Source organism: Streptomyces sp. cg40 (genome assembly GCF_050320165.1).
GTDB classification, from domain to species: domain Bacteria; phylum Actinomycetota; class Actinomycetes; order Streptomycetales; family Streptomycetaceae; genus Streptomyces; species Streptomyces hokutonensis.
In genome coordinates this window covers 844,294-864,961 of record NZ_CP190128.1, presented here as the reverse complement: position 1 = coordinate 864,961, position 20,668 = coordinate 844,294, and the positions used below count along the sequence as shown (strand labels likewise).

At 71.0% G+C, this 20,668-nt stretch carries 22 protein-coding genes and 1 pseudogene; 15 read left to right on the top strand and 8 right to left on the bottom strand.

Annotation, left to right across the window (positions count from 1 at the left end; all coding sequences use genetic code 11):
- The first annotated feature begins 59 nt into the window (after window positions 1-59).
- The 5 genes from ACQHII_RS03775 (at window position 60) to ACQHII_RS03755 (ending at window position 4,640) form a co-directional block, all read left to right on the top strand.
- Window positions 60-425 (top strand): ArsR/SmtB family transcription factor, encoded by a 366-nt coding sequence (locus ACQHII_RS03775; protein WP_427917843.1) that lies wholly within the window; start codon window positions 60-62, stop codon window positions 423-425.
- Complete coding sequence (locus ACQHII_RS03770; protein WP_427917842.1) at window positions 422-1,054, top strand: SRPBCC family protein; 633 nt, start codon at window positions 422-424, stop codon at window positions 1,052-1,054. Before ACQHII_RS03775 ends, ACQHII_RS03770 begins: the two co-directional genes overlap by 4 nt.
- 84 nt (window positions 1,055-1,138) lie before the next feature.
- Window positions 1,139-2,194: an NAD-dependent epimerase/dehydratase family protein gene (locus tag ACQHII_RS03765; protein ID WP_427917841.1), complete on the top strand. Its 1,056-nt coding sequence runs from the start codon at window positions 1,139-1,141 to the stop codon at window positions 2,192-2,194.
- A gap of 133 nt (window positions 2,195-2,327) precedes the next feature.
- Window positions 2,328-3,692, top strand: coding sequence for an RICIN domain-containing protein (locus tag ACQHII_RS03760; RefSeq protein WP_427917840.1), 1,365 nt, complete (start codon window positions 2,328-2,330; stop codon window positions 3,690-3,692).
- Window positions 3,693-3,734: 42 nt separating this feature from the next.
- A complete protein-coding gene (locus ACQHII_RS03755; protein WP_427917839.1) occupies window positions 3,735-4,640 on the top strand; it encodes an aldo/keto reductase in 906 nt (301 codons plus the stop codon).
- Window positions 4,641-4,656: 16 nt separating this feature from the next.
- Here ACQHII_RS03755 and ACQHII_RS03750 read toward each other — a convergent pair whose 3' ends face one another.
- Together ACQHII_RS03750 and ACQHII_RS03745 are read right to left on the bottom strand one after the other, a co-directional pair.
- Window positions 4,657-5,115 carry a pyridoxamine 5'-phosphate oxidase family protein gene (locus ACQHII_RS03750; protein ID WP_427917838.1) on the bottom strand — a complete coding sequence of 153 codons (459 nt, stop codon included), beginning with the start codon at window positions 5,113-5,115 and terminating at the stop codon, window positions 4,657-4,659.
- 113 nt (window positions 5,116-5,228) lie between these two features.
- Entirely contained in the window at window positions 5,229-5,939 is a 711-nt protein-coding gene (locus ACQHII_RS03745; protein WP_427917837.1) for a dienelactone hydrolase family protein, read from the bottom strand.
- Between the two features lie 225 nt (window positions 5,940-6,164).
- Between ACQHII_RS03745 and ACQHII_RS03740 the strand changes: the two genes are divergently transcribed.
- From ACQHII_RS03740 to ACQHII_RS03725, 4 genes are all read left to right on the top strand, one after another.
- Window positions 6,165-6,536, top strand: a complete 372-nt coding sequence (locus tag ACQHII_RS03740) for a BlaI/MecI/CopY family transcriptional regulator (RefSeq protein ID WP_388103117.1) — start codon at window positions 6,165-6,167, stop codon at window positions 6,534-6,536.
- 51 nt (window positions 6,537-6,587) lie between these two features.
- Entirely contained in the window at window positions 6,588-7,520 is a 933-nt protein-coding gene (locus tag ACQHII_RS03735; protein ID WP_427917836.1) for a M48 family metalloprotease, read from the top strand.
- A gap of 104 nt (window positions 7,521-7,624) precedes the next feature.
- Window positions 7,625-8,020 (top strand): VOC family protein, encoded by a 396-nt coding sequence (locus ACQHII_RS03730; RefSeq protein ID WP_427917835.1) that lies wholly within the window; start codon window positions 7,625-7,627, stop codon window positions 8,018-8,020.
- A gap of 51 nt (window positions 8,021-8,071) precedes the next feature.
- Window positions 8,072-9,142, top strand: a complete 1,071-nt coding sequence (locus ACQHII_RS03725; protein ID WP_427917834.1) for an adenosine deaminase — start codon at window positions 8,072-8,074, stop codon at window positions 9,140-9,142.
- Here the strand turns inward: ACQHII_RS03725 and ACQHII_RS03720 are convergent.
- Together ACQHII_RS03720 and ACQHII_RS03715 are read right to left on the bottom strand one after the other, a co-directional pair.
- Window positions 9,124-9,639, bottom strand: coding sequence for a mycothiol transferase (locus ACQHII_RS03720; RefSeq protein ID WP_427917833.1), 516 nt, complete (start codon window positions 9,637-9,639; stop codon window positions 9,124-9,126). The genes ACQHII_RS03725 and ACQHII_RS03720 overlap by 19 nt on opposite strands.
- Before the next feature lie 27 nt (window positions 9,640-9,666).
- Window positions 9,667-10,557 (bottom strand): LysR family transcriptional regulator, encoded by an 891-nt coding sequence (locus tag ACQHII_RS03715; RefSeq protein ID WP_427917832.1) that lies wholly within the window; start codon window positions 10,555-10,557, stop codon window positions 9,667-9,669.
- 125 nt (window positions 10,558-10,682) lie between these two features.
- On the opposite strand from ACQHII_RS03715, the gene mgrA reads away from it, so the two are divergent.
- Complete coding sequence (gene mgrA / locus ACQHII_RS03710; protein ID WP_427917831.1) at window positions 10,683-11,675, top strand: L-glyceraldehyde 3-phosphate reductase; 993 nt, start codon at window positions 10,683-10,685, stop codon at window positions 11,673-11,675.
- Here mgrA and ACQHII_RS03705 read toward each other — a convergent pair.
- Window positions 11,665-12,651 carry an oxidoreductase gene (locus ACQHII_RS03705; RefSeq protein WP_427917830.1) on the bottom strand — a complete coding sequence of 329 codons (987 nt, stop codon included), beginning with the start codon at window positions 12,649-12,651 and terminating at the stop codon, window positions 11,665-11,667. The genes mgrA and ACQHII_RS03705 overlap by 11 nt on opposite strands.
- Window positions 12,652-12,755: 104 nt before the next feature.
- Here ACQHII_RS03705 and ACQHII_RS03700 point away from each other — a divergent pair, with 104 nt between their 5' ends.
- Window positions 12,756-13,685 (top strand): AraC family transcriptional regulator, encoded by a 930-nt coding sequence (locus tag ACQHII_RS03700; protein ID WP_427917829.1) that lies wholly within the window; start codon window positions 12,756-12,758, stop codon window positions 13,683-13,685.
- 21 nt (window positions 13,686-13,706) lie between these two features.
- Here the strand turns inward: ACQHII_RS03700 and ACQHII_RS03695 are convergent, their stop codons facing one another.
- Window positions 13,707-14,084, bottom strand: a complete 378-nt coding sequence (locus ACQHII_RS03695) for a nuclear transport factor 2 family protein (protein ID WP_427917828.1) — start codon at window positions 14,082-14,084, stop codon at window positions 13,707-13,709.
- Window positions 14,085-14,454: 370 nt separating this feature from the next.
- Here ACQHII_RS03695 and ACQHII_RS03690 point away from each other — a divergent pair, with 370 nt between their 5' ends.
- From ACQHII_RS03690 to ACQHII_RS03675, 4 genes are all read left to right on the top strand, one after another.
- Window positions 14,455-14,865: a hypothetical protein gene (locus ACQHII_RS03690; RefSeq protein ID WP_427917827.1), complete on the top strand. Its 411-nt coding sequence runs from the start codon at window positions 14,455-14,457 to the stop codon at window positions 14,863-14,865.
- A gap of 72 nt (window positions 14,866-14,937) precedes the next feature.
- A complete protein-coding gene (locus tag ACQHII_RS03685) occupies window positions 14,938-17,277 on the top strand; it encodes an FHA domain-containing protein (protein ID WP_427917826.1) in 2,340 nt (779 codons plus the stop codon).
- 17 nt (window positions 17,278-17,294) lie between these two features.
- Window positions 17,295-17,840 (top strand): hypothetical protein, encoded by a 546-nt coding sequence (locus tag ACQHII_RS03680; protein ID WP_427925220.1) that lies wholly within the window; start codon window positions 17,295-17,297, stop codon window positions 17,838-17,840.
- Window positions 17,830-18,777: a serine/threonine-protein kinase gene (locus ACQHII_RS03675; protein ID WP_427917825.1), complete on the top strand. Its 948-nt coding sequence runs from the start codon at window positions 17,830-17,832 to the stop codon at window positions 18,775-18,777. The genes ACQHII_RS03680 and ACQHII_RS03675 overlap by 11 nt, the downstream gene beginning before the upstream one ends.
- Before the next feature lie 111 nt (window positions 18,778-18,888).
- On the opposite strand, the pseudogene ACQHII_RS03670 reads toward ACQHII_RS03675, so the two are convergent.
- Together ACQHII_RS03670 and ACQHII_RS03665 are read right to left on the bottom strand one after the other, a co-directional pair.
- A pseudogene (locus ACQHII_RS03670) lies at window positions 18,889-19,245 on the bottom strand (nuclear transport factor 2 family protein); the annotation flags it as partial.
- Between the two features lie 31 nt (window positions 19,246-19,276).
- Window positions 19,277-20,566 carry a streptophobe family protein gene (locus tag ACQHII_RS03665; RefSeq protein ID WP_427917824.1) on the bottom strand — a complete coding sequence of 430 codons (1,290 nt, stop codon included), beginning with the start codon at window positions 20,564-20,566 and terminating at the stop codon, window positions 19,277-19,279.
- Window positions 20,567-20,668 lie beyond the last annotated feature (102 nt).

Sequence of the window (20,668 nt, the reverse complement as noted above, 5' to 3'; positions counted from 1 at the left end):
CCGCCACCCTCATCTATCACCGGTCGCTTATATAAGCGACCGGTGATACTTTGGTGCTCATGCACGCTTTCGATGTGCTCGGAGACCCCGTGCGCCGCCGCATCCTGGAGCTGCTCGCCGAGGGCGAGCAGCCCGCCGGGACGGTCAGCGATGTCGTCCGGCGGGAGTTCGGGATATCGCAGCCCGCGGTCTCCCAGCATCTGAAGGTGCTGCGGGAGAACGGATTCGCGACGGTACGCCCGGACGGCACCCGCCGTCTGTACGCGGTGAACTCCGAGCCGCTGCGGGACATCGACGCCTGGCTCGACCGGTTCCGCCGCTACTGGACCCCGCATCTGGACGCCCTGGCAACCGAGTTGGCCCGGGGCAAGCGTGAACGCCGGCTCCGCGAGAGCGGCGAGGACACCCCGAGGAGCACCTCATGATCGACGTGACCCACCAGATCAACTCCGTGAGCCGCAGGGTCGGCCGCCGCGACTTCCGGGCGGGCGAGGCCCGCGTGATCACCATCGCCCAGTCCTACGACTCACCGGTCGCCGATGTCTGGGACGCCTGCACCAACCCCGAGCGCATCCCGCGCTGGTTCCTGCCGGTCACCGGTGAACTGCGGCTGGGCGGCAAGTACCAGTTGCACGGCAACGCGGGCGGCACCGTCGAGCGCTGCGACCCGCCCAACAGCTTCTTCGCGACCTGGGAGTTCGGTGGTGAAGTCAGCTGGATCGAGCTGCGGTTGACGCCCGAGGGCGACGGGACGCGCTTCGAGTTGGAGCACATCGCCCACGTCGACGACACCAAGTGGGCCGAGTTCGGACCCGGTGCGGTGGGCGTGGGCTGGGACTCCATCCTCCTGGGGCTCGACGGCAACCTGTCGGGCGCCAGTCCCGTGAAGCCCGAGGACGCCATGGCCTGGCTGGCGTCCGAGGAGGGGCGCCGCTTCGTCACGTTGAGCAGCGAGGCCTGGTACGCGGCCAATGTCGCGAGCGGCGAGGACGAGGCGGTGGCCCGCGCGTCCGCCGACCGGACCACGGCCGCCTATACGGGAACCGGGAGTTGAGAGTCGTACCGGCCGAACCGCTGACCCGGGACCGATCACCGTTGTAGCGTGCGCGCTGGATGCCACGGGTGATCGGAGCCAGGGATGAGTGTCGGCGGCGGGACGGTGTTGGTGACCGGCGGCAGCGGATTCGTCGGCAGCCATCTGGTGCGGCTACTGCTGGAGCGCGGCTACCGGGTGCACACCACCGTGCGGTCCCTCGGCAACGAGGCGAAGGTCGCGCCGCTGCGGGAGATGCAGGACCGATTCCCGGACGCGCTGGAGCTGTTCGAGGCCGATCTGCTCGCCGAGGGCTCCTTCGACGCGGCGATGGACGGCTGCCGGGTCGTGTTCCACGTGGCCTCGCCGTTCCTCATGCCGGAGAAGATCAAGGACGGTCGGCGCGACGTCGTCGAACCCGCGCTCACCGGTACCCGGAACGTCCTCGCAGGCATCGAACGCACGCCCACCGTCGAGAAGTTGGTGTTCACTTCGACGGTCGGCGCGATCTTCGGGGACTACGCCGACGTACGGGAGATGAAGGACGAGATCCTCTCCGAGGACTACGTCAACACCACCAGCACGGTCGAGAACAACCCGTACCACTACGCCAAGACGGTCGCCGAGCGCGCCGCCTGGGACGCGGCACACGCACAGGACCGCTGGCGCATGGTCTCCCTCAACCCCGGCCTGATCCTGGGGCCTTCACTGACCCCGGCCTCGGACTCCGGCAGCCTCTTCCTCTTCGACGAGCTGTTCAAGGGCTACTTCTTCTACGGGGCACCCGACTTCAGCTTCACCGTCGCCGACGTGCGGGACGTCGCGAGCGCGCACATCGCCGCGGCCGAACGCCCCGACGCGCACGGCCGCTACATCGTCGCCGCGAGCCGGATGGCGTCCTTCCTCGACATGTCACGCGCCCTGCGGCAGCACTTCCCGCGCAACCACCGGCTGCCCGGACACGGCCTCCCGCACTGGCCGGTGCGCATCCTGGGTCCCGCCTTCGGGCTCACCCAGGACTACATCCGCAAGCACCTCGGGATCAGGTTCGCGGTCGACAACCGGCGCGGAGTAGAGGAACTGGGCATCCACTACAGGCCGTTGGAGGAGACTCTGCTCGATCACTACGTGGCCTGGCGGGAGTTGAGGAAAGCACGCTGACCGTCCCGGTCCTTCGCCGTTCATTCCGCGGACCGTTCCTCCCTCTTGACTGGTTCAGACCAGAGGCGCTTGGGTGTGGCCCGATCACCTTTCCGGTGTCATGAGCCTGACCACACTCAACCGAAGGGCACCCATGCGAACCCCCCACGCCCTGCTGGCCGTCACCGCAGCGCTGGCCGCGACGCTCGTCTCTCCACCGGCCGGCGCCGCCGACGCGGTCCCGGCCCCCGGCACCTACTACGTCCAGAGCGCCACCACCGGGCTCAACGCGGCCGACAAGGGGGGAGCTGTGGAGCAGCACAACCCCAAGGGCAACGAGGACCACCAGCAGTGGAACCTCAGGGCGAGCGGATCCTCGTACGTCCTGGAGAGCACCGACACGGCGGGCAGCTGTCTCGGCCGCTCGGGCGCCCAGGCGAAGACCGTCGCCTGCACGAGCGCCGACGCCGCCTGGCAGATCAACGCGACCGGCGGCGACCAGTACACGCTCCAAGTCCCGGGCACGGCAAGCTACTTGACCGTGGCCGCCAAGCCCTCAGGCGCCAACTACCCGGCCCAGCTCGCGATCGGTTCCTCCGGCGGCCTCGCCTCCTGGTACCTGACCCCGATCGGCTCACCCACCAGGCCGATCCCCGCCCAGGACCAACGCACTCTGGACCAGGTCACGTTCCTCACCGCGCACAACGCCTACGCCAACGGGGTCGACGGCGGCTTCGCCCCGCCCTTCGTGAACTTCTTCCCCAATCAGGCCCGCGGCATCAACCAGCAACTCTCCGACGGCGTACGGGGGTTCATGCTGGACATCCACCAGACCCCCGACGGCGCGATCCTCTGCCACGACAGCTGCACCCTGGTCAGCAGCCCGGTCGCCCTCAACGTCGACCTCCAGCGCATCGTGGACTTCCTCAAGGCGCACACCGACCAGTTCGTCACCGTCTTCCTGGAGGACTACGTCGACCCGACCGTTCTGCGCAGCGAACTCGCCCGCGTCAACGGCCTGTACGACGTGCTGTACCGCCCCGACCAGACCGGTGTGCAGCAGAACGGCTGGCCGAAGATGGCCGACCTGATCGCCGCCAACCACCGCCTGCTGATCTTCACCGACCACAGCCGTGCCTCCGACCAGTCCGCCGGACTGACCCGGGACAGCTTCGGCGTGATGTACCAGCGCGAGTGGACCGTCGAGAACTACTGGTCCATGGGCTCCGGCGCCGGCACCTCCGACTGGTCCTGCTACAGCCGCTGGTACGGCAGTGACCTCAACGTCCCGCTCACGCAGACGTATTCGGGGTTCCGGCCGCTGTTCGTCATGAACCACTTCCGTGACGCGGCCATCGCCGGGACGGCGCAGACGGACAACACCAAGGTCCTCGACCGGGCCCAGCGGTTCTGCCAGCCGGCCGCCCGCAAGAAGCCCAACTTCCTCGCCGTGGACCGCTACGACCTCGGCAACCCCGCCTCGGCCGTCGACAGCCTGAACACCTACACGTATCCGTAAAGTGCGGGTGGCCGCGCCGCGCGTATGTGCGAAACTCCGCTGATGACCTCCGCGAAGATCACCGCCGCAGCCGCGGGCACCTGGGAACTCGGCGACCTGCCCGTCAACCGCATCGGCTTCGGCGCGATGCGGCTGACGGGCAGCGCCGCCTTCAACCTCGGCACGCCCAGTGACCGCGACCGCTCCATCGCCGTGCTGCGCAAGGCAGTTGAGCTCGGTGTGAACCACATCGACACGGCCGCCTTCTACTTCTCGACGCTGCGGTCGGCCAACGAACTCATCAACACCGCGCTCGCCCCCTACCCCGACGACCTCGTGATCGCCACGAAGGTCGGCCCCTTCCGCACCTACTCGGGGGAGTGGGGCAGCGCGGCCCGCCCCGACGATCTGCGCGGTCACGTCGAGGAGAACCTGCGCCAGCTCGGGCGCGACCAGCTGGACGTGGTCTATCTGCGCCGGATGGGGCAGGACTCGATCGCCGAGCACTTCGGCGCCCTCGCCGAACTCCAGGAAGAGGGCCTGGTCCGGCACCTCGCGCTCTCCGACGTCGAGCCCCGGCACCTCGCCGAGGCGCGGGAGATCGCCCCGGTGGTGAGCGTGCAGAACCGGTTCGCGCTCGACTCGTCCCAGGCCGGGACCGACGACATGCTGCGGATCTGCGGTGAACAGGGCATCGCGTTCGTGCCGTTCTTCGCCATCGCGGGCGCGGGCGGGGCGAGAAGCGCGACCACCGCCCACGACGACGCGGTCCTGGCCGTCGCGGAGGCCCACGACACCAGTCCCGCCCAGATCCGCCTGGCCTGGACCCTGGCCCAGGGCCCGCACGTCCTCGCCATCCCCGGCACGGGCAACCCCGACCACCTCGCCGAGAACGTGGCGGTCGGCGCGATCCGCCTGACCGACGACGAACTGGCCGCGCTCAACGACCTGCACCGGAACGCCGGTTGAGCCGGAGCGGGCCCGCTCACACCAGCCAGACGCCGTCCCGCATCAGCCGGCGCTCGGGCAGCTCGTGCACCTCGTGCCAGGCCTGGACGGCGAGCGGCCGTACCCGGAAGAAGGAGTAGGGCGCACGGTCCTGGCGGGGATCCCAGCCGTACTTCGCATCGAAGGCGTCGGCAGCGGCGGCCGGGACGTCCTCGGCGGTGAAGGCCGTGGCCTCGCCGTCGACGAGCACGACGTCCCGGGTGTCCGCGAAGGCCAGCCGGGTCCGCCGACCGTCGCTCAGATTGCGGCCCGTGGGGTTCGTGGGCCGGGTGCACAGCCAGACGGACTGCCCGTCCCAGACGAACCACAGCGGGACCAGGCAGGGCAGCCCGTCGGTGTCGGCCGAGGCCACCCAGATGTCCAACTCCCGTTCCAGCCGCGCCAGTACGTCACGTCTGCGTTCCTCGGGGCCGCGGGGCGGCACGGTGATCTTCATGCCCGGGACGCTACCGGCGGCGTCCGCGCGGCGCCTCGGGCCGGGGTCGTAGGACCTCGGACCGAGGCGCTGTGGCGTCACTGCGGTGAGGCGTGTGCGGAGTCGCCCTGGGGTCAGCCCAGTCGGGCGTGCAGGAAGGGCACCGTGCTCGCCCAGGCGCGGGCCGCGGAGTCGGCGTCGTAGACCGGGCGGCCGTCGTTGAAGAAGGCGTGGTTCGCCGGGTAGAGGCGCAGGTCCGCGGTGATGCCGGACTGCCGCTCGACGGTCTCGCGCAGGGCGTCGAGGCTCTTCGTGGGGATGCTCTGGTCCAACTCGCCGTAGTGGCCGAGGATATGGGCCTTCAGCCCGGAGAAGTCGGGGAACTCGCCCTGGATCACGCCGTAGAACGGCACCGCCGCGCTCACCCTCGGGTCGGCCGCGGCCAGGTACAGGACGAAGCCGCCGCCCATGCAGAAGCCGACCGCGCCGACCGTGTCCGAGGTGACCTCGGGCAGGGACAGCAGGTGGCCGACCGCGCCGGAGAGCAGTTCGACACCGCGGGCGACGGGGAGGGCCGTCATCATCCTCAGGGCCTCGTCGCTGTCGTGCGCCACGTTCCCGCCGTACAGGTCGGGGGCGAACGCGACGAAGCCCTCCTGCGCGAGCCGGTCGGCCACGTTGGCGATGTGGTCGGTCAGGCCCCACCACTCCTGGATGACGATCACACCCGGCCCGCTCCCGGACGGCGGCAGCGCCAGATAGCCGTGGGCGGTGCCTCCGGCACTGGGAAAGGTGACGTTCTGGTGGGCCGGTGCTCCGGTCGACTTCGGCAGCTCGGAGGACATGACGCTCAACTCCTGTACGGCGGTGCTCGATGGAGGAGTGTGCCGGGGCGGCCTCGACACGATCACCAGCCTGTCACGCCCGGACCCGGAGGTCGCTCCGGCCCCTTCCGCAAGAGGCACGTGTGAAGGGGAACACGGTTGCGATGACGACACGGCACCTTGCCGACTACAATTCTGTAGACGGTCTGCCGGACGGCGGACGAGGACGGGGTGAGGATCGTTCCCATGGCCGACGCGAAGGACGAACGCCGACCGGCGGGTGAGCTGGAGGCCACCGTCATGGCCGCCCTCTGGGCCGCCGGCGCCCCGCAGACCCCCGGAGAGGTCCAGCTGAGCCTCGGCACGGGCCTGGCCCGCACCACGGTGACAACGATCCTGACCCGGCTGCACGACAAGGGTGTCGTCGACCGCAGGCGCCAGGGCCGCGGCTACGCCTACTTCCCGGTCCAGGACGCGCAGGGCCTCACCGCCCGCCGTATGCACACCGAGCTCGACCGGGACGGCGACCGGGAGACCGTACTCGCCCGTTTCGTCGCGCAGCTCAGCCCCGACGACGAACGCGTTCTGCGCGACCTCCTCGAATCCGGTGAGCAGTAGTGCGGTCGCCGTGGGGCGTGGAATGCTGGATGCGATGAAATCCGGTGACCGATGATCGCCCTCCTGCTCCTCCCGCTCGTGCTGCCGTTCGCGCTGCGGCCGATGGCCCGGCGCGCCCTGGAGCGGCTCCCGCCGGTCACCGCGCTGTGGCTCCTCACCGGCACCGCGGTGACCGCGGCCGGCTGTACCCTCGCCGCCCTCGGCGCGTTCGTCCTGACCGGCCTGCTCCGACTCCCGCTGTTCGCGTCGCTCGGCGAACTGATCCACCCCCTGCGCACCTCCTACGGCGGTCTCGTCCCGCCGGCGGCCGTGCTGTCCGCCGGTGCCCTGGCCGTGTGCGCCTGGACGCTGACCCGGTGGGCGCTGCACCAGTCCCGCGCCTTCCGTGTCGCCCGTACGCATGCCGGGAGCGGGCCCGTCGCCGGTGACCTCTGCGTGCTCGACTCCCCGCACCCGGACGCCTACGCCCTGCCCGGGCGGCCGCACCGCATCGTCGTCACCACGGGGATGCTGCGCAGCCTCGACGCCGCCGAGCGCGAGGCGCTGTTCGCGCACGAGCGGGCGCACAACGCGGGCGGCCACCACTACTTCCTCGTGGCCGCCGAACTCGCCGCCCGCTGCCACCCCGCGCTAGGCCCGGTCCGCGACACGATCCGGCTCGCGGCCGAACGCGCGGCCGACGAGGCCGCCGCCACCGTCGTGGGCGACCGGCGCCTGATCGCCCGCGCCATCGCCCGCGCGGCCCTCGCCGGACAGTCGGCCCGCTCCCGGCGCCCGGACTTCGTCCCCGGCGCCACCACCGGCCCGGTCCCGCAGCGCGTCAAGGCCCTCCTCGCCGCACCGCGCGTCGTCCACCGCACCGCCGCCTGCGGACTCGCCGCCCTGCTGATCGCCTGCGCGGCGCTCTCCTTCGCCGCCTCGGCCACCTCGATGATCGACGTCCACCATCGGGTGGAGGTGGCGCAGGGCGAGGAGGCCGGGTGAGGGGAGGGCCGGGGGGATCCGGTGGTTGACTGGCGCACGCTACGTTTTACGTATAACCTCACCCGTCAACATCCCGTCGAACGGAACCGCACGGAGAGCCCCCGATGAGTCGTATCGCCCTGGTCACCCTCGTCGTCGACGACTACGACGAGGCGATCCGCTTCTACACCGAAGCCCTGGGCTTCCGCCTCGTCGAGGACACGCCCCGCCCCGACGGCTCCCGCTGGGTCGTCGTGACCCCGCCCGGCGCGGACGGCTCCGCCGCCGGTCTGCTGCTCGCCCGCGCCAAGGGCGAGGGCCAGGGTGCCCGGGTGGGTGACCAGACCGGCGGGCGCGTCGGCTTCTTCCTGCACACCGACGACTTCGCCCGCGACCACGCCCGGATGCTCGCCGCGGGCGTGACCTTCCTGGAGGAGCCGCGCCACGAGCCGTACGGTTCGGTCGCCGTCTTCCAGGACCTGTACGGCAACCGCTGGGACCTGCTCCGGCCCGCCGCCTGAACCTCCGTACCGCCCGCCCCCGCTCACCGAACGACCGAGGAACGACCGCACATGTCATCTACGCGCATAGACTCCGCCACCCTCCGCCGGCTCCCCAAGGCCGTGCTGCACGACCACCTCGACGGCGGCCTGCGCCCCGCCACCGTGGTGGAGCTCGCGGAGACGGTCGGGCACACCCTGCCCACCACCGACCCGGACGAGCTCGCCGCGTGGTACTTCGACGCCGCCAACTCCGGTGACCTGGTGCGCTACATCGCCACCTTCGAGCACACCCTCGCCGTGCTGCAGAACCGCGAGGGCCTGCTGCGCGCCGCCGAGGAGTACGTCCTGGACCTCGCCGCCGACGGTGTGGTCTACGGCGAGGTGCGCTATGCCCCCGAGCTGAACACCAACGGCGAGCTCACGATGAGCGAGGTCGTCGAGACCGTCCAGGAGGGGCTCGCGGCCGGTATGGCCAAGGCCGCGGCGGCCGGAACGCCGGTCCAGGTGCGGACGCTGCTGTGCGGGATGCGGATGTTCGACCGGGTCGGCGAGGCCGCCGACCTAGCGGTGGCCTTCCGGGACGCGGGTGTCGTCGGCTTCGACATCGCAGGCGCCGAGGACGGCTTCCCGCCCGCCGACCACCTCGCCGCCTTCGAGCACCTGCGTCGCGAGAGCGTCCCCTTCACGATCCACGCGGGTGAGGCACACGGCCTGCCCAGCATCCACCAGGCCCTCCAGGTGTGCGGCGCCCAGCGCATCGGCCACGGCGTCCGCATCACCGAGGACATCGTCGACGGCAAGCTCGGCCGCCTCGCGGGCTGGGTGCGGGACCGCCGGATCGCCCTGGAGATGTGCCCGACCTCCAACCTCCAGACGGGCGCGGCCACTTCGATCGCCGAGCACCCCATCACCGCCCTGAAGGACCTCGGCTTCCGCGTCACCCTGAACACCGACAACCGACTGGTGTCCGGTACGACGATGACCCGCGAGATGTCCCTCCTGGTCGAGGAGGCGGGCTGGACGGCCGAGGACCTGCGCACGGTCACGGTGAACGCCCTCAAGAGCGCGTTCATCCCCTACGACGAGCGCAAGGCCCTCATCGAGGACGTCGTCCTGCCGGGCTATGCCTCCGCGCTCTGAAGCAGCCCCCGCACGTACTGCGCCTGTCCGACGTGCTCCAGGTCGTCGGACAGGACGCTGACCAGCCGTACGCCCAGGCTGACCGGCGGGTCCCAGCGCTCGTCCACGATCCGCTCGTAGTCCTCCGGGGCCAGCCCGCGCAGATACTCCAGGGTCTGCTCGTGCACGGCGTCGTAGTAACCGCTCAGCTGCCCGGCCGACTCGACGCGCACCTTGCCGACCTGCGTGGAGGTGTGGCCGTAGCCGATGTCCCGGGGCGGCAGGTCGAGGCCGAAGCGCTTCTCCCAGCCCTGGGTGAGCCACACCTGGTCGAGGCCGCCGGCGTCGGCGACATGGTCGTCCTGGACTCGGGTGAGATGCCAGATCAGCCAGGCGATGGAGTTGGCGTCGGCGCCCACGCGCGCGTGCAGCTGGTCCGGGGTCAGGCCGTCGAGGGCGGCATGGACTTCTTCCTGGATACGGCCGTACGCGTCAATGAGGATGTCGTTGGCATGCATACGACCACCATCGCGCATCGCCGTCCCTCATGCGGCCGGAGTCCCGGTTTCCAGCAGGGTCATCAGGGCGCGGGCCGCCGGGCTGGTGGCCTGCGGGGGCGGGAGCAGGGCCACCGTTTCGTAGACCTCCTCGCCCGTTCCCTTGAGGGGGAGGGCGGTGAGGGGCTCGCGCTTGTGACGGAAGTGCTGGGGGACCACCGCGATCCCGAGGTTCTCGTCGATCAGATCGAGGAGACTGTGCACGTCGTTGACCTCCAGCGCCACGGTCCGCCGTACGCCCGCCGCGGCGAAGACGGCGTCGGTGGTGCGGCGCGAGGCCCAGTCCGGGTGGAAGTCGACGAAGACCTCGCCGCCGAGGTCGTCCGGAGCCACCGCCGCACCGAGCCGGGCGAGCCGGTGGCTGGGATGGCACAGCACGGTCATCGGCTCGCTGGTGATCGACACCGAGCGCAGCTGGTCGGAGTCCGCCTGGGTGCGGTAGGCGAAGGCCAGGTCGAGGCGTCCGGCCGCGACCTCCTCCGCGAGCGCCCCGGAACCCGCCTGGCGCAGCCGGATCTCCACGTCGGGATGGCGGCGCCGGAACGCGGCGAGCAGCCCGGCCACATGCACCCCGGCGATGCACTGCTCGGTGCCCAGGGAGAGCGTGCCGCGCAGCACGCCCTGTACCGCGGCCACCGCCTCGTGCGCCGACCGCACCTGCGCGAGGATGCGCTCCGCCTCGCCGAGCAGGGCCCGGCCTGCCTCCGTGAGCGTGACCCTGCGCGTGGTGCGCACGAACAGCGGGGTCTGCAACTCCCGCTCCAGGGCGCGGATCGACGCCGACAGCCCGGACTGGGACACCATCAGCCGCTCGGCCGCGCGGGTGAAGTGGTGGTCCTCGGCGACGGCGATGAAATGCTGAAGATGACGCAGCTCCATGATTGAGAAGCGTAACCGCTGAATTCCATCGGATTCTTCTGTTGGACCACTGCCCGCAGGTCGGACAGAGTGGGCGACGGTTCCCTGGAACCGGTATCCCGTGTGCCAACCCCTCTGGAGTCGCGTTGTACACCGCACACCCCGACCGCTACGCGGACCTGCCCTATCGGCGCACCGGCCGCAGCGGTCTGAAGCTCCCCGCGATCTCGCTCGGCCTGTGGCACAACTTCGGGCCCGACCGCCCGGTCGACACCCAGCGCGCGATCCTGCGCCGCGCCTTCGACCTCGGCGTCACCCACTTCGACCTCGCCAACAACTACGGCCCGCCGCCCGGCGCCGCCGAGTCCGCCCTCGGCGAGGCGCTGAAGGCGGACTTCGGTTCGTACCGCGACGAACTGGTGATCTCCACCAAAGCCGGCTATCTGATGTGGCCCGGGCCCTACGGCGAGTGGGGTTCGCGCAAGTACCTGCTGTCCTCGCTCGACCAGAGCCTCACACGCATGGGCCTGGACTACGTCGACATCTTCTACTCGCACCGCCCCGACCCGGAGACTCCCCTGGAGGAGACGATGGGCGCCCTGCACTCGGCGGTCCAGCAGGGCAAGGCGCTCTACGTCGGCATCTCCAACTACTCGGCGGAGCAGACCCGGGAGGCCGCCCGCATCCTTGGTGAGCTGGGCACCCCGCTCCTCATCCACCAGCCGCGCTACTCGATGCTCGACCGGCGCCCCGAGGACGAGGGTCTGCTCGACGCCCTCGACGAGCTCCAGGTCGGCTCCATCGTCTTCTCACCGCTGGAGCAGGGGCTGCTCAGCTCCCGCTACCTCGACGGCATCCCGGAGGGTTCCCGGGCGGCGAGCGACAGCCCGTTCCTGAACTCGGACGCGGTCACCGAGGACCTGGTCGGTCAGTTGCGTGCCCTCGACGACATCGCCAAGGGCCGCGGTCAGACCCTCGCCCAGCTGGCCCTGGCCTGGGTGCTGCGCGGCGGCCGGGTCACCTCGGCCCTGGTCGGTGCGAGCAGCGCGCAGCAGATCGAGGACAGCGTCGCGGCCACCCGCAACCTGGACTTCGACACCGAGGAGCTGGCCCGCATCGACGCGATCGTCAGGCCGTAAGCCGCTCGCTGACCTCCCAGAGGCGGGCCGCCGCCTCTGGGTCGACGGCGCGGGGCAGCACACCCGGGGTGTTCTCGCCGGCGTACCAGGCGGCCTCGTTCTCGGCCGTCACCAGAGGGCTGATATCGACGTTCTCGCAGTACACCCCGCCGAGGCCGGCGAGTTGCGGGCTCGTCGCGCACCAGACGCCGGTGGCCGCGCCCTGCTGCACGGTCTTCATCTGGCGCTCGGGGTCACGGACGGGCCTGCCCGCGCCGTCGAGCGCCCCCGCGGCCTGAAGTATCGACGTGTCGAGGTGCTTGACGAGTCCGGTGTCGATGATCAGGCCCGGGTGCACCGCGAAGCTTCGGATGCCCTGCGCCCGCCCGTGCCGGTCCAACTCCACGGCGAACAGGGCGTTGGCCGTCTTCGACTGGCCATAGGCCGCGAACGGCTCGTAGGCCCGGTGCTCGAAGTGCAGGTCGTCGAAGTCGACACCGGCGAAGCGGATGCCCCGCGAGGAGAGGACGACGACCCGCGCGCCCTTCGCCGCGACCAGCGCCGGCCACAGCCGGGTGGTCAGCTGGAAGTGCCCCAGGTGGTTGACGGCGAACTGCGCCTCGTAGCCGCGCGCGTCCCGGGCCAGCGGGGTCGCCATGATCCCGGCGTTGTTCACCAGGAGGTGCAGCGGGCGCCCGGAGGCGAGGAACTTCTCCGCGAAGGTGTCGATGGACGCCGGGTCCAGCAGGTCCAGGTACTCGACCTCGGCCCCCGGCACGGCCTCCAGGGCCGTCCGCGCCCGCTCCACATCCCTCGCCGGTACGACGATCCCGGCGCCCGCGGCGCGCAGCACCCGGGCCGTCTCCAGGCCGATGCCGGAGTAGCCGCCCGTGACGATCGCGACCTTGCCGGTGAGGTCGATGCCCTTGATCACCTCCTCGGCGGTGGACGCGGCGCCGAAGCCGGAGTTCAGGGGCTGCTGTGCGGTGGTGGTCATCTCTGCTCTCTCCTTGTCAGCCTGAGCTGGTGAGATCACCGTAGGCAGCCGGATCCGTACGATGAATACTTGAGAATCCGCATTACTTGCGTGATAGTTCGAGCATGACCGTGGATCCCCTCTCCGACGCCCTCGCCGTCGCCGATGCCCGCAGCGTGTTCTCCGGCGGGTTCACGGCCGGCGGCGACTGGGCGATCCAGCTGCGCGGACGCGACCGGCTGAAGGTGAACGCCGTGCTCCGGGGCGGCTGCCTGCTGGTCCGGGACGACGGCGGCGAACCCTTGCGGCTCGCCGAGGGGGACGTCGTGATCTCCGACGGCGGACAGCCGTACACGCTGTGCAGCCGACCGGGAGTCGAGCCGACCGACTCCGACGACGTCGTCATGGACCCGGAGACGCGGATGGGCCGCCTCGGGCAGGGCGAGGCGGTGGACGTCGCCTGTGTGTCCGGGCACATCGACCTGAGCCGCGACCGTGGCGACCTGCTGCGCCGGGCGCTGCCGGAGCTGGTCCACGTGCGGGCCGACTCGCCGGAGGCGGGTGTACTGCGGTGGCTCATCGGGCAGTTGGCGGCCGAGATGCGGACCCGCAGGGCCGGCGTCGAGTTCGTCTCGGCGCAGCTCGCCCAGCTGATGTTCGTCCAGGTGCTGCGGGTCTGCCTGGCCGAGTCGGACGGGCTGCCGCCCGGCTGGCTGCGCGCCCTCGCCGACGAGCGGCTCGCCCCCGCCCTGCGCCTGATGCACGGCGACCCGGCCCACCCCTGGCAGCTGGAGGAGCTGGCCCGGGCGGCCGCGATGTCCCGCACCACGTTCGCCGTACGGTTCAAGGAGGCGGCCGGTGTGCCGCCCCTGACGTATCTGCTGAACTGGCGCATGAACCTCGCCGCCCGGGCCCTTCGCCAGGACACCGCCCCGGTCGGCGCCCTCGCCCGGTCCGTCGGCTACACCTCCGAGAGCGCCTTCAGCAACGCCTTCAAGCGGGCGGTCGGGGTGGCGCCGAGGCGGTATCGCGAAGAGGCTCTGGCTAGGAGTTGAGCCGCTCTCCGAGCCGTACGGTCAGGCGGGCACCCGGTCGAGGAAACCGAGCACCGAGCGGATACGGCCGTCCGCGTCCAGCGTGATCACGTCGAAACCGGCGACGGGCGCCGATCCGTCGGCCCCGCTCACCAGCTCCCAGGAGAACCGGGCGGTGTCGTGGTGCCCGTCGACCGTCCCGAGGGGGCGGAAGGCGAACCCCGGGAACTGCGCGTGCGCCCCGGCGATCAGTCCAGCGATCTCCGTGTGGCCGGTGACTGTCGCCAATGGGTCGGTATAAGTACCCTCGACGGACCAGGCTGCGGCCACCGCCTTCGCGAGCGCCTCCGGCTCGCCCGCGTTCCAGGCCTCGAAGTAGCGGGCGACGGCGTTCTCGTAGCGGTCGGTGTTCTCGGACATGGTGAATCAGCCTCCGTCGAGGTCGTTCGTACTGGTCAGGGCCCGGATCTCGGTGAGTGCCGATCCGGTGGTTCCACCATGCCGGGGCCCGCGCGGAGGGTCGATTACCCCTCGGGTAATGACGGTCGGGGATCATGACAAAAGGGATCCCGAAGCTTTTCGGCCAGAAGAGGCTGTGAATATGCCAAGAGACTGGCTAAAAAGTCGTGGTGACAGTGTTTCAGGAGTGAACATACTCGTCTGCTAGGGCACCACTTCACGATGCGAATCCGCCATCGTGCGCACCACCTGAGCCACCCGAGCCGCCAGCCAGAGCCGCATGGAAAGCGAGGCCCGACCGGCAATCGAGACACGCGACGGGGGAGTGATCGTGCACGACGAATTCCTGTGCCATGTCACCGCGTACGGTACCTGCGGCGGACAGCGCGTCGGTGTACCCCTGGGCACCTACCGCGCTCCGACACTGGCGCTGGCCCTGTGGTGGTTACGGGACCGCGCGGTGTGGATGGCCGACCGGCTCGACCCGCAGCCGGAGAACCCGCGCTTCCCCAGGGGTGCGCTGGTACCGGTCGCCGACACGGCCCCCGACGTGCCCAAGGCGTTACGCACCTGGGCCCGCGACGTCGGCCATCAGGAGCAGGTCGCCTACGAGTTGGCGGCCGGCCGGCTGGTGCAGATCGCCATCAGCGACGAGAGCACCGAGTACGAGCTGCTCGCCGAATCGGTGGACGCCCTCCGTATGCAGCGGACCGTTCCCGCGCTCGTCGTCCCTGTGGCCTGACACGTGTCGCCCGTCGCACGCCCCTGACCGCTGGCCGGGCGCACAGGTGGGCCAATCGGTAGAATTCGGTGCATGTCAGAGCGGCCGATGGCGCCGACCGCGCCCGAACTCCTCCTGGAGACGGAGTCGGGCTCCACGGTCATGACCCCCAGCCGCGACTACCACGTGGGCCGCGACCCGCTGAGCGACATCGTCATCGACGACGCCCGGGTCTCCTGGCACCACGCGGTACTGCGGCCCGACGCCGACCACTGGACGCTGGAGGACGAACACAGCACGAACGGCACCTACGCCGACGGCCGCCGCGTTCAGCAGTGGGGCGTCGGCCCCGGCAGCGTGATCCGCTTCGGCAGCGCGGCCGACGGCCCGTGCGTCACCCTGGCCGACCGCCCGGCCCCGGCCCCGGAACGCCCGTCGGCCGTGTCCATGCCCGCCTTCACCGGCACCTTCCGGCAGCCGACCACGGTACGGCCGCTGCCGGCGCGCACGGTCCGCATCGGCCGGGCCGCCGACAACGACCTCGTCGTCGACGACCTGATCGTCTCCCGCCGCCACGCCGAACTGCGTGCCATGCCGGACGGGACGTACGAGATCGTCGACCTCGGCAGCCACAACGGCACCTACCTCAACGGCCAGCCCGTCACCCGCGCCCCCATGGGCCCGGGCGACATCGTCGGTATCGGGCACTCCGCGTTCTGTCTCGTCGGCGACCAGTTGCAGGAGTACGTCGATACCGGAGAGGTCTCCCTCGACGTCCAGGACCTCACGGTCGCCGTCGACCACGGCCGCAAGGTCCTCCTCGACCAGGTGTCGTTCCCGGTCGGTGAGAAGTGCCTGCTCGCCGTCGTCGGACCCAGCGGCGCCGGCAAGTCCACCCTGCTCAACGCGCTCACCGGCCAGCGCCCCGCCGACCGCGGCACCGTCCTCTACGACGGCCGCGACCTCTACCGCGACTACGCCGAACTGCGCCAGCGCATCGGCCTGGTCCCGCAGGACGACATCCTGCACGCCCAGCTGACCGTGCACAGCGCCCTGTCCTACGCGGCCGAACTGCGCTTCCCGCAGGACACGGCGAAGACCGAACGGCAGGCCCGGGTCGAGGAGGTCGTCCGCGAACTGGGCCTCCAGCAGCGGGCCGAGCAGCCCGTGCACAGCCTCTCCGGCGGCCAGCGCAAGCGGGTCAGCGTGGCCCTGGAGCTGCTGACCAAGCCGTCGCTGCTCTTCCTCGACGAACCGACCTCAGGACTCGACCCCGGCATGGACCGCTCGGTGATGCACATGCTGCGCGGCCTCGCCGACGACGGCCGCACCGTCATCGTCGTCACCCACAGCGTCCTCAGCCTCGACGTCTGCGACCGCCTCCTGGTGCTCGCGCCCGGCGGCAGGGTCGCCTACTACGGCCCGCCCGGCGACGCCCTCGCCTTCTTCGGCTTCGAGCACTGGCCGGAGGCCTTCGAGTCCTTCGAGCGCGACCAGGACCGGGACTGGGCGGGGGAGTTCAGGGAGTCCCCCTTCCAACGCCAGTACATCCGCAACTCCACCGCACAGCCCCATCTGCTCGGCTCCGGCCCGGTCGCCGTGGCGCCACCGCCCCGGCCCCGCAGCCGCAGCGCCCAACTCGGCACGCTGATACGGCGTTACGCCGCCGCCCTCGCCGCCGACCGGACCTTCCTCGCCATCATGATCGCGCTGCCGTTCGTGATGGGCGCGATGGCCCGCGCGCTCGCCGGGAGCACCCTGACGCGGGAGACCGCGATGAACGCGCTGCTCATCCTCTGCGTCGGCGGGGTACTCACTGGCGCGGCCAACGCCGTGCGCGAACTCGTCAAGGAACGCGCGATCTACCGGCGAGAGAGAGCCGTCGGCCTGTCCAGATCGGCGTACCTGCTCTCCAAGGTCGTCGTACTGGGCGCGATCACCGTGGCACAGGCCGTGGTGCTCACCCTGGTCGGCCTGTTCGGTGTGGACCTCAACGCACCCCGTGGAAAAGGGGTGTTGATGCCGCCCCTGATCGAAATCACGGTGGCCGTCGCCCTGTTGGCGTTCACGGCGATGATGCTCGGCCTGCTGGTCTCCGCGCTGGTGCGCAAGGAGGAGGTGACCATGCCGCTGCTCGTGCTGCTGGCCATCGTCCAAGTGGTGTTCTGCGGCGCCCTGTTGAAACTGCACGGCGTGCCCGGCCTGGAACAGCTCTCCTGGCTCGTGCCCTCGCGCTGGGCACTTGGCGGCATGGCCGGCACCATCGGACTGGCCCGCATCGTGCCCGGCGAACTGACCGGCGACCCGCTGTTCCGGCACTCGGCCGGGGCCTGGCTGCTCAACATGGGCATGCTGGTCGTGCTGTCGCTGCTCTTCGGCTTCCTGGTGTCCCGGCTGCTGCGCCGGCACGAACCCGCCGTGATGCGGAAGTAGGGGCCGCCGCGATGACGATCCCGTCCCCCGGCTTCCGGCCCACGCATGTCGTCCCCGAACACGGGATGCCTGCCTGGGAGGCCCCGGACCCCGCCCGCCCCACGGTCCCGCTCGACGCGCTGCTCCCCGTACAGCTCATCGAACGGCGCGGCGACTGGGCCCACACCCTGTGCTCCAACGGCTGGTCCGCCTGGGTCGACGGCCGCCACCTCATCTCCGTCTCCCAGGACCCGCCCGCCGCCGGCGCCCCCCAGGCCCGCACCGCCGACCCGCGCCCGCTCCTCGCCCGTGCCGAACAGGCCCTCGCCCATTACCGCGCCGCCGTGGAGGAACTCGCGGGCGGCGGCCTCGACGGCGCGTCCTTCGAGGCCCGCACCAAGGGCCTGCGCATCGGCGTCGTCGTCGACGGTGCCTCCGTCTGGCTCTACGACACCGACCACGAACGCTGGGTCTACGGCGACGGCACCCGGCTCAGCACCTACGCCACCGACGACGGACCGCGCGCCGAACCGGCCGACCCCGGCCACGCCCCCACCCAGGTCGTGAGCCCCGATGGCCCGTGACGCGAGCCTCTTCTCCGGGCGCCCCTCCGAGCTGATCGGCCAGCAGATCGCCGGATACCGCATCGAGGACGAGATCGGCCGCGGTGGCATGGCGGTCGTCTACCGCGCCCACGACCTGCGCCTGGACCGCACGGTCGCCCTCAAACTGCTCGCTCCCGAACTCGCCCGCAACGACACCTTCCGCAAACGCTTCACCCACGAGTCCCGGGTCGCCGCAGCGATCGACCACCCGCACATCGTGCCGGTCTTCGAGGCGGGCGAGACGGACGGCGTCCTCTACATCGCCATGCGCTACGTCTCCGGCAGCGACCTGCGCCATCTCCTGGACCGGGCGGGCCCGTTGGGACTGTCGGCGGCCACGCGCATCGTCGGCCAGGTCGCGTCCGCGCTCGACGCCGCCCACGAACACGGGCTCGTCCACCGGGACGTGAAGCCCGGCAACATCCTCGTGGCGCGCGGCACGGACGACGACCATCCCGAGCACGTGTATCTGACCGACTTCGGCCTGACGAAGAAGTCGTTGTCGTTGACCGGTTTCACGACGGTCGGGCAGTTCGTCGGCACGCTCGACTACGTGGCTCCGGAGCAGATCTCGGGCCGGCCGGTCGACGGACGCTGCGATGTGTACGGGCTCGCGTGCGTCGCCTACGAGACCCTCGCGGGGCGTCCGCCGTTCCGGCGGGACGACGACATGGCGCTGCTGTGGGCGCACCAGTACGACATGCCTCCGGCGGTCACCGAGTCCCGGCCCGATCTGCCGGGGCATGTCGACGCGGTCTTCGCGAAGGCGTTGGCGAAGAGTCCGGACGACCGGTACGAGTCGTGTCTGGCGTTCGTGACGGAGTTGCGGGGTGGGATTTGGGGGCATGTCGCGACCGAGGTGGGGGTTGCTGCGCCGCCGGCGTGGGCCGAGCCGGTGTTCAGGGGGCGTAACTGACTTATGTCGTCTGCGGGTTCGCTGTGGCTGGGTGCGCAGTTCCCCGCGCCCCTGAGGGGACGCTGCGCGTCCCCTCAGGGGCACTCGCCGTGCCGACACCTTGCGATGCGAGATCCGCCAGCCGACCCCCGTGCGCACCACTGTGTCCTCGTACGTCACAGAACCGCACGAGCCGTCCGTCCGGACGCCCAGTCCCTTCGAGCGGGCGCGGACTCGGCCCTCCGTCGGCTCCTCGACCACCACATTCGTGACGTGGTGCGCGACGGGGTTCCCGGCTCCCAACGCCAAGGACGCGCCCACCAGTTCGGTGAGGCCGGTGACCGTGCCCTGGCCGAAGTCGGTCAGGTCGTACTCGACGTCCGGAGTGAACACCGCGTACAGACGGTCCAGTTCACCCTCGTCGACCAAGTGGCCGTGCAGTGCGATCAACTCCGTTATGGCGAGGCGGTCTTCGAGAGTCAGCGTCATGTCCGCCCTTTCCTCGGCTGGGCGCACACTCTCATGCCGGGCGCTTCGACTGCTCGGGGATTTCGATCTCGCCGTGGCGGCGGACCGGCTTCGCCAGGAGTGCGCCCAGGAAGCCCGCGACGAGCCCCCACAGCGCCGCCAGCCCGACCGCCGACCACAACTCGGGCTTCAGGAACAGGTCTCCGGACAGGCCGCCGCCCACGTCGCCGATGCCCAGGAGGGAGAGGCCGTAGTGGGCGGAGACGCGGCCGACGAGGCAGATCATCAGGACCGCGAGGGCGAAGGCGACCGCCAGGTGGACGGCGTGCTGCCAGGCGCGGGTGCGGGCCGGGGAGCGGGCGGCCATCAGGAACGCGGCGGACAGGAGGAGGACCGCGTTCACCACCAGGAGCCACCACACCCTGCCGTCGAAGGCGGCGATGGAGCGCAGGTTCAGGGTGGAGATGTCCGGGGTGCGCAGGACCTCGTCCAGCAGGTGGGGCATGGGCAGGCCGAAGGGGCCGTCGACCCGGCCGTTCCAGGTGGCGCCCAGACCGATCGTGAGGGTGAGCCAGACGAGGTTCGGCATGCCGAGCAGGGTCAGGGCGAAGGTCTGGGTGACGTTCCCGCGAGTCGCCGCGGTGAGCAGGGCGACGACGACGCCGAGCGCGACGTAGGCCAGGAGCAGGGCCACCACGGCGTACGCGGCCGGGCGGACGGACGCGTGGAAGCGCAGCAGCGCGGCCGGGAGCGGTGCGCCCGGCGACACCAGGAGGGCCAGCACCAGGACCCCGGCCAGCCACAGCAGGCCGAACAGCACCGTCTGCGGTACGTCCGCCTCGAAGCCGACCTCGGGCGAGGCGCCGATCAGGTCGCCGATGTCGCCGAGCGTCCCGCTGCCGAGCGAGATCGAGAACTTCTGGCGTGCGCCGAGGGCCAGTCCGATCAGACCGAGCAGCCACAGCACGGCGATCCGGGCGGCCCAGCCCGCAAGTTCCGCGGCCGAGGCGACCGCGCGGTGCCGCAGGGGCCGTAGGAACGCGGCGGCGGTCGTCAGGGCGCCGGCCAGGGTCACCGAGAGGGGGATGACCGTCAGGCCCGCCTTTGTGTCGGCCAGTGCGCCCGCGTTTCCGGAGAGCTTCACCGTGCCGCCGACGGCCGTCACCACGGTCGCCGTGACGACCCGGGGGAACGCGCCGTCCGGGAGATCCGTCGCGCCCGCCGCCCACAGGCCCAGTGCGGCGACCACGCCCATGGTGAGCAGCCCGGCCAGTACCGTGCTCAGGGCCTGGACCCAGCCGTGGTGGGCTACTGCCTGGTCGGAGGGGGTTTCGGGGGTCACGCCTGCCACGCTAAGCAGCGCCGGGGGAGCGCGCCCGCCGGGAGGGCCGTCCGCGTCGGCTTGCGGGCGGACGGGGACCGGAGCACACAATGGGTTCGTTGC

What these genes read in the sequence shown, in the direction of transcription:
- ACQHII_RS03775 (WP_427917843.1), top strand. Translation starts at nt 60, where the DNA reads ATGCACGCTTTCGATGTGCTCGGAGACCCCGTGCGCCGCCGCATCCTG.
- ACQHII_RS03770 (WP_427917842.1), top strand. Translation starts at nt 422, where the DNA reads ATGATCGACGTGACCCACCAGATCAACTCCGTGAGCCGCAGGGTCGGC.
- ACQHII_RS03765 (WP_427917841.1), top strand. Translation starts at nt 1,139, where the DNA reads ATGAGTGTCGGCGGCGGGACGGTGTTGGTGACCGGCGGCAGCGGATTC.
- ACQHII_RS03760 (WP_427917840.1), top strand. Translation starts at nt 2,328, where the DNA reads ATGCGAACCCCCCACGCCCTGCTGGCCGTCACCGCAGCGCTGGCCGCG.
- ACQHII_RS03755 (WP_427917839.1), top strand. Translation starts at nt 3,735, where the DNA reads ATGACCTCCGCGAAGATCACCGCCGCAGCCGCGGGCACCTGGGAACTC.
- ACQHII_RS03750 (WP_427917838.1), bottom strand. Translation starts at nt 5,115, where the DNA reads ATGAAGATCACCGTGCCGCCCCGCGGCCCCGAGGAACGCAGACGTGAC.
- ACQHII_RS03745 (WP_427917837.1), bottom strand. Translation starts at nt 5,939, where the DNA reads ATGTCCTCCGAGCTGCCGAAGTCGACCGGAGCACCGGCCCACCAGAAC.
- ACQHII_RS03740 (WP_388103117.1), top strand. Translation starts at nt 6,165, where the DNA reads ATGGCCGACGCGAAGGACGAACGCCGACCGGCGGGTGAGCTGGAGGCC.
- ACQHII_RS03735 (WP_427917836.1), top strand. Translation starts at nt 6,588, where the DNA reads ATGATCGCCCTCCTGCTCCTCCCGCTCGTGCTGCCGTTCGCGCTGCGG.
- ACQHII_RS03730 (WP_427917835.1), top strand. Translation starts at nt 7,625, where the DNA reads ATGAGTCGTATCGCCCTGGTCACCCTCGTCGTCGACGACTACGACGAG.
- ACQHII_RS03725 (WP_427917834.1), top strand. Translation starts at nt 8,072, where the DNA reads ATGTCATCTACGCGCATAGACTCCGCCACCCTCCGCCGGCTCCCCAAG.
- ACQHII_RS03720 (WP_427917833.1), bottom strand. Translation starts at nt 9,639, where the DNA reads ATGCATGCCAACGACATCCTCATTGACGCGTACGGCCGTATCCAGGAA.
- ACQHII_RS03715 (WP_427917832.1), bottom strand. Translation starts at nt 10,557, where the DNA reads ATGGAGCTGCGTCATCTTCAGCATTTCATCGCCGTCGCCGAGGACCAC.
- ACQHII_RS03705 (WP_427917830.1), bottom strand. Translation starts at nt 12,651, where the DNA reads ATGACCACCACCGCACAGCAGCCCCTGAACTCCGGCTTCGGCGCCGCG.
- ACQHII_RS03700 (WP_427917829.1), top strand. Translation starts at nt 12,756, where the DNA reads ATGACCGTGGATCCCCTCTCCGACGCCCTCGCCGTCGCCGATGCCCGC.
- ACQHII_RS03695 (WP_427917828.1), bottom strand. Translation starts at nt 14,084, where the DNA reads ATGTCCGAGAACACCGACCGCTACGAGAACGCCGTCGCCCGCTACTTC.
- ACQHII_RS03685 (WP_427917826.1), top strand. Translation starts at nt 14,938, where the DNA reads ATGTCAGAGCGGCCGATGGCGCCGACCGCGCCCGAACTCCTCCTGGAG.
- ACQHII_RS03675 (WP_427917825.1), top strand. Translation starts at nt 17,830, where the DNA reads ATGGCCCGTGACGCGAGCCTCTTCTCCGGGCGCCCCTCCGAGCTGATC.